The organism is Streptomyces sp. NPDC048002 (genome assembly GCF_040653275.1).
Lineage (GTDB): Bacteria > Actinomycetota > Actinomycetes > Streptomycetales > Streptomycetaceae > Streptomyces.
In genome coordinates this window covers 49126-55576 of sequence record NZ_JBEZNL010000049.1, presented here as the reverse complement: position 1 = coordinate 55576, position 6451 = coordinate 49126, and the positions used below count along the sequence as shown (strand labels likewise).

Genomic DNA, 6451 nt, shown 5'->3' with positions numbered 1-6451 from the left:
TGCACACCTACAATCACCACCGCGGACACACCGCGCTGAAAGGCCAACCACCCGCCAGCCGCGTCCCCAACCTCACAGGGCAATACACCTAGCCCCGAACCGGTCCGCCCGTATCGCCCTGCATCAGCTTTTCCCGCTGCTGGTGCACGCGGTCCTGTTCGGCCGGGGGTACGCGGAACAGGCCCTGGCCGCGGCCCGGTCGGCGCTCGCGCGCTGAGCGGACCCGCTCACACGGGGACGCGGAGCGTCTCCACCGCCCGGACCAGCGGGGCCAGTTCGGGGTTGCCGGCCGCCTGGTCGAGCGCCTCCCGCAGGGCGGACTCGTTGGTGGGGCGGGCCTCTTCGAGGAGCTTCAGACCCGACTCGGTGACGTCGGTGTAGATACCGCGCCGGTCGGTGGGGCAGAGGTAGCGGGAGAGCAGCCCGCGGTCCTCCAGGCGCGTCACCAGGCGGGTGGTCGCGCTCTGGCTGAGCACCACGGCGTCGGCCACCTGCTTCATCTGGAGGTGGCCGCCCTCCCCGCTGTGCTGCCGGCTCAGGACGTCGAGCAGGGAGTACTCCCGGACGCTGAGGTCGTGCCCCGCCTGGAGGGCGCGCTCGATGTGGGCCTCGATCCGCCCGTGCAGCAGAGAGAGCGCGCACCAGCCCTGGGCGAGGGCGGTGAGTGCGGGGTCTGTGGCGGTCATGGGGCCGTCTCCTCCGTCCGGTGTGCGTGTCACCCAGGATAGGGCATCAGTGAAATTGTCATCGCACGCAAGTATACCTCGCCTGCAAGTAAACGCCGATATCCACTGGCCCCACCCCGGACGCCTTGCGCCGAGCTCGAACGCGTGAGGCGGAGGCGCCCGTCACGGGGCGCCTCCGCCTGGTCGCGCGGCCGTGCGGGACCCGGTCACCCGGGCAAGTCCACCGACAGGTGGGCCGAGAGTGCGTGCAGGAAGTCCGGGGCGTCGAAGGCCGCGCCCGCGGAGACGACGCCCTTGGCGCGGACCCGGCCGGTCAGGACGCGGTCGACCGCCTCCACCGCGAGGGGCGCGCTCACCGCGTAGATGTTCCGGCCCCGGGCGACCGCACGCCGCTCCCGGCCCGCCGAGCGCACCACCACGTCGACCAGGAAGGTCTGCTCGGACCGCCCGCGCTCGTCGGCCGCCGCGGGCGCCGGGGTCTCCGGGGCCGACAGGTCCCGCGCGGCCTCGGCCGTCATGTAGGTGCGCACCTCGGGCACGTCCAGATGGCTGGGTACGGTGACGACGTCGGCCATCGTGAACTCCGCGACCACCGGCCGCGGCCCCAGCGGCTCGGGGAACGGCCACTCCCGCACGGTCACCGCGTCGTCGTGGTACTCGATCCGCCCCCCGCTGAAGCGGACCCGCTTGCCGCCGCGCCGCTCCCGGGAGACGTCGCCCGCGATCCGCGTCCCCTCGGTCGGGTGCCAGCCGCTCAGCCCGTAGGCCACGTGTACCTCGTCGGCGCCGGTCCGGTCGCCCAGCGCGGCCGTGGCCAGCAGGTCGCCGAGTCCGCCGTAGAAGGCCATCGCGGGCACGACCACCGCCCCCGCCGCGCGGGCGCGCTCGTCGAAGTGCGCGAAGGTGTCGAGATTGGCCTCGATCTCGGCCGCCACGTCCACGTACGGGATGCCGGCGCGCAGCGCCGCCTCGACGACGGGTCCGGCGGTGACGGCGAACGGCCCGGCGGCGTTGATCACGGCCGCGGTTCCGGCCAGCGCCCGGTCCAGCGAGTCCGGGTCGTCGACCGTCGCCACCCTGGCCGCCAGCTCCCGACCCGCCGCCACCTCCCGCAGCCGGCCCGCGTCCCGGCCCGACAGCACCGGCACGTACCCCCGGTCCAGCAGCTCCGCCACCACGAACCGCCCGGTGTGCCCGTACGCCCCGAACACCGCCACCCGCTGGACCGGTCCCATGATCTCTCCCCGCTCTCGTCCGTTCCGTCGGGACCATCCTGGCCGGGCCGGAGGCCCCGGCGTGAGTGTCCGGAACGACACTGCCCATACAATTACGGACATGACGAGAGTCGCGTTCGCCGTCACCGACGGGATGCTGCACTTCGAACTGGCCGTGGCCCAGGAGGTGTTCGGGTCCCGTCCCGACGCCGTGCCCGGCCCCTGGTACGACGTGAGCGTGTGCGGACCGGGTCCGGTGCGCGTCGACCGCTTCCTGGTCGAGCCCGACCACGGCCTCGATCAACTCCCGCGCGCCGACACGGTGATCGTCCCCGGCTGGGCGGACATCGACGTCGAGCCGCCCGCCGACCTGGTCGACGCGGTGCGCGCGGCGCACGAGGCGGGCAGTCGGGTGGCCTCGCTGTGCACGGGCGCGTTCGTGCTGGCCGCCGCCGGTCTGCTGGACGGCAGGCGCGCCACCACGCACTGGGCGCACACGGACGTCCTGGCCGCCCGCCATCCCCGGGTGACGGTCGATCCTGACGTGCTCTACGTCGACAACGGCAGCGTCCTCACCTCGGCGGGCAAGGCCGCCGCCCTGGACCTCTGCCTCCACCTGGTCCGCGAGGACCGCGGCTCCGGCGTCGCCAACGCGGTCGCCCGCCGTCTGGTCGTCCCGCCGCACCGGGCGGGCGGCCAGGCGCAGTTCGTCACCACGCCCGTGCCCGCCCGGGACGACCATCCGGTCGCCGCCCTGCTGCCCTGGGTGATGGCGCGCCTGGACCAGCCGCTGACGGTGGAGGACCTGGCCCGCCGGGCCCGGACCAGTTCGCGCACCCTGGGCCGGCACTTCCGGGCGGCGACCGGCACCACCCCCCTGCAATGGCTGCTCAACCAGCGCATCCGCCGGGCGCAGGAACTGCTGGAGACCTCCGACGACAGTGTCGACGCCATCGCCGCCGCCACCGGCATGGGCACCGCGACGACCCTGCGCCGCCACTTCAACCGCACACTGGGCGTCCCCCCGGACACCTACCGGCGCACCTTCCGAGCCGCCCGCCCGGACGGCGACTGACACCGCGGGGGAGTGGCGCCTTGACTTGGAGCGCGCTCCAGGAACTAGCGTCACGGGCGTCGACGACGGTCGCGTTTCGAAGGGATACGGACATGCGGGTGGGCGTGCACATCAACCGGTTCGAAGTCCCCGGTGGCGACGGCGCGCTGGGCGCCGAACTCGCCGCCGCGGGCCGCGCCGCCGAGGAGGCCGGGGTGACCTGGCTCTCGGTGATGGACCACTACTTCCAGATGGAGAACAACGGCGGGGCCGAGGCGCCGATGCTGGAGGCGTACACGACCCTCGGCTACCTCGCGGCGCACACCTCCACGGTCCGCCTCGGCACCCTGGTCACCGGGGTGACGTACCGGCATCCCGGCCTGCTCGCCAAGATCGTCACCTCGCTCGACGTGCTCAGCGGCGGGCGGGCCGCGCTCGGCATCGGAGCGGCCTGGTACGACCGTGAACACCACGGTCTGGGTGTGGAGTTCCCGCCGGTCGCGGAGCGCTTCGAGCGGCTGGACGAAACCCTGCGGATCGTTCGCCGGATGTGGGATCCGAAGGACAACGGCCCCTTCGAGGGCCGGCACTACCGGCTCGCGGAGACCCTGTGCGTCCCGGCGCCCGTCAGCAGTCCGCGGCCGGAGATCATGATCGGCGGCGGGGGAGAGCGCAAGACGCTCCGGCTGGTCGCCCGGCACGCCGACGCGTGCAACCTCTTCGCGGCGGGCCCCGAGGAGGTCGCGCACAAGCTCGACGTGCTGCGCCGCCACTGCGACACCGAGGGCCGCGACGAGGCGGAGATCCGCCGGACCGTCCTCTATGTGGGGGACGCGGCGGACCGGGGCGACCTGGACGCCTTCACCCGCGACATCGAGGGCTACGCCGCGCTGGGCGTCGACACGGTGATCCTCGCGCCGGGAACGGGCGAGGTGGCCGCGTACATCGAGCGGTTCGCGGCCGGGGCGGTCCGACGGCTGGCGGAGCTGGGCTGAACGCGCGAGGGCGGGGCGGGGACGCAGGCCCCCGCCCCGCCCTTCGAGGAGAGCCTCAGGCGGCCGCGACCTCACCGGCGTGGCCGTGCACCCGCGCGATGACCTCGGTCAGCTGCGCGGCGACCTCGGCGTCGTCGGCCGGGTGGGTCTCGGCGAAGCGGACCACCGAGCCGGGGATGGACAGCTTGACGTCCTCCAGCACCTTGCCGCCGGCGATGCCCACGGCCTTGCGGGTCTCGTCCTGCGCCCACACCCCGCCGAACTGGCCGAAGGCGGTACCGACCACGGCGACCGGCTTGCCGCCGAAGGCGCCCGCGCCGTAGGGGCGCGACAGCCAGTCGATGGCGTTCTTCAGCACGGCCGGGATGGTGCCGTTGTACTCGGGGGAGAAGAACAGGAAGGCGTCGGCGGCCTGGGCGGCCTCGCGCAGCTTGGCGGCCGCGGCCGGGACGCCGCCCTCGACGTCGATGTCCTCGTTGTAGAACGGGATCTCGGCCAGGCCCTCGAACAGCTCGACCACCGCGCCCTCGGGCGCCAGCTTCACGGCAGCCTCGGCGAGCTGGCGGTTGTGCGAACCGGCACGAAGGCTGCCGACGAGCGCGAGGATGCGAACAGACATGGGAACTCCGATACGAAACGGGGATGAGGGGGGAACAGAGGAAACCGGACCGAGGTCCGTTTCGTTTCTAGCATCCTAAACGGACCGCGGTCCAGTTTTACTCCCGATGCTTTACGCTGACTTCATGTCCGCGTCCCTGCCGCCCTTCCCGCTGCCCCAGGACCCCGTCGACGAGCCCGAACTCCTCCAGCTCGGTCCGCCCGAGGACGAGCCCTGCCTGCGCGCCGACGCCGCCCGCAACCGGGCCCGGCTGCTGGAGGCCGCGGCCCGGCTGGTCGCCGAGCACGGCGCGGCCGGGGTCACGATGGAGGCGGTGGCCGCGGCGGCCGAGGTCGGCAAGGGGACGGTCTTCCGGCGCTTCGGCGACCGCACCGGCCTGCTCACCGCGCTGCTCGACCACTCCGAGCGCACCTTCCAGGCTGCCGTCATCACCGGACCGCCCCCGCTGGGACCCGGGGCGCCGCCCCTGGAGCGGCTGAAGGAGTTCGGCCGGGCCCTGCTGCGCCGGTCCGTCGACGAACTGGAGCTCCAACTCGCCGCCGAGCCCGGCCCGGAGCGCCGCTACTCCAACGCGCCCCGCCAGTTCCTGCGCGGCCACGTCCTGATCCTGCTGCGCCGGATCGTCCCCGACGCCGACTGCGAACTCCTCGCCCTGACCCTCATGGCCTACCTGGACCCGGCGATGGTGCACTACCGCAGCAAGGTCTGCGCGATGCCGCCGGAGCGCGTGGAGGCGGGCTGGCTCGATCTCGTCGACCGCGTCACGGGCCACGCGCCGCCGCCCTGAACCAGTCCCGCCCCCGCCCCACGGGGCCTTCACAGGTTCTGCAAGGATGCGGTACGTCATGGTGCAGATACCGAAAACGTCCGCGTCCGCCCCGCCGCGTTCGGTGCCCACGAGCGCCGACGTGGCCCGCCTGGCCGGCGTCTCGCGCGCGACCGTCTCCTACGTCCTGAACAACACCAGCGCGGTACGGATCAGCGAACCCACCCGGCGCCGCGTCCGCGAGGCCGCGAAGGAACTGGGCTACGTACCGCACGCTGCCGCCCGCAGCCTGCGCGCCGGGCACAGCCGGATGGTCCTGATGCCCGCCCCGGACTTCCCGGTCGGCCCCCTCTACGGCCAGTTCATGGGCGACCTCCAGTCCGCCCTCGGCCGCCTCGACTACACGGTCGTGCAGTACGGAAGCGTCGGCCTGCACGGCGACGAGGCGGCCCGCGCCTGGGCCGAGCTGCGCCCGGTCGCCGTCCTGGTCCCCGGCTCCGGGCTCGGCCCGCAGGGCGTGACGGTGCTCAAACGCTCCGGCGCCCGCGCCGTGGTCACCATCGGCGCCGAGTGCGTGGAGGGCGCCCACGCCCTCCAGATGGACCACTCCGCGGTCGGCCACAGCGCCGGCCGCCACCTGTACGAGCGCGGCCGGCGCCGGATCGGCGTCGTGGTGCCCGAGGAAGCGGGCCTGGAGGCCTTCTCCGGGCCCCGCCTGGCCGGTGTGCGGCGCGCCCTGGCCGGTACCGACGCCACCGTCACGGAGCTGCCCCTGGCCTACGAGGAGGAGGCGGCCGCCCGCCTCGCCGCCCGCTGGCGCGGGCTCGCGCTGGACTCCGTGTTCGCGTACAACGACGAGTACGCGATGCTGGTCATGAGGGCCCTCCAGGACGAGGGCGTGACCGTGCCCGGGGAGACGGCCGTCATCGGCGCCGACGACCTGATGCTCGGGCGGCTGCTGCGGCCGCGGCTCAGCACGGTCCACATCGAGCTGCCGTCCGGCCGGGACCTCGCCGAGCTGGTCGACCGCGCGGTCCGCGACCCCGCCGCCGCGCCCGAGACGCACAAGGTGCTGGGAGCCTCGGTGGTGCACCGCGACTCCAGCTGACGCACGGGA

7 protein-coding genes and 1 pseudogene are annotated in these 6451 nt (G+C 73.8%); 5 read left to right on the top strand and 3 right to left on the bottom strand.

Annotated elements, in window-relative coordinates:
• Positions 1 to 103: 103 nt before the first annotated feature.
• A pseudogene (locus AB0E07_RS35745) lies at positions 104 to 217 on the top strand (fructosamine kinase); the annotation flags it as partial.
• Positions 218 to 227: 10 nt separating this feature from the next.
• On the opposite strand, the gene AB0E07_RS35740 reads toward AB0E07_RS35745, so the two are convergent.
• Positions 228 to 686, bottom strand: coding sequence for a MarR family transcriptional regulator (locus AB0E07_RS35740; protein WP_362261396.1), 459 nt, complete (start codon positions 684 to 686; stop codon positions 228 to 230).
• Between the two features lie 206 nt (positions 687 to 892).
• The gene (locus AB0E07_RS35735; RefSeq protein WP_362261394.1) at positions 893 to 1921 is read right to left on the bottom strand and encodes a saccharopine dehydrogenase NADP-binding domain-containing protein; all 1029 of its coding nucleotides are present in this window, start codon (positions 1919 to 1921) and stop codon (positions 893 to 895) included.
• Positions 1922 to 2021: 100 nt separating this feature from the next.
• Between AB0E07_RS35735 and AB0E07_RS35730 the strand changes: the two genes are divergently transcribed.
• Entirely contained in the window at positions 2022 to 2975 is a 954-nt protein-coding gene (locus tag AB0E07_RS35730) for a helix-turn-helix domain-containing protein (protein WP_362261392.1), read from the top strand.
• A 92-nt stretch (positions 2976 to 3067) separates the two neighbouring features.
• Positions 3068 to 3949, top strand: coding sequence for an LLM class F420-dependent oxidoreductase (locus AB0E07_RS35725; protein ID WP_362261390.1), 882 nt, complete (start codon positions 3068 to 3070; stop codon positions 3947 to 3949).
• Positions 3950 to 4004: 55 nt separating this feature from the next.
• Here AB0E07_RS35725 and AB0E07_RS35720 read toward each other — a convergent pair whose 3' ends face one another.
• The gene (locus AB0E07_RS35720; protein WP_362261388.1) at positions 4005 to 4568 is read right to left on the bottom strand and encodes an NAD(P)H-dependent oxidoreductase; all 564 of its coding nucleotides are present in this window, start codon (positions 4566 to 4568) and stop codon (positions 4005 to 4007) included.
• A gap of 106 nt (positions 4569 to 4674) precedes the next feature.
• On the opposite strand from AB0E07_RS35720, the gene AB0E07_RS35715 reads away from it, so the two are divergent.
• Positions 4675 to 5355: a TetR/AcrR family transcriptional regulator gene (locus AB0E07_RS35715; RefSeq protein WP_362261386.1), complete on the top strand. Its 681-nt coding sequence runs from the start codon at positions 4675 to 4677 to the stop codon at positions 5353 to 5355.
• Between the two features lie 46 nt (positions 5356 to 5401).
• Positions 5402 to 6442 (top strand): LacI family DNA-binding transcriptional regulator, encoded by a 1041-nt coding sequence (locus AB0E07_RS35710; protein ID WP_362261384.1) that lies wholly within the window; start codon positions 5402 to 5404, stop codon positions 6440 to 6442.
• Positions 6443 to 6451 lie beyond the last annotated feature (9 nt).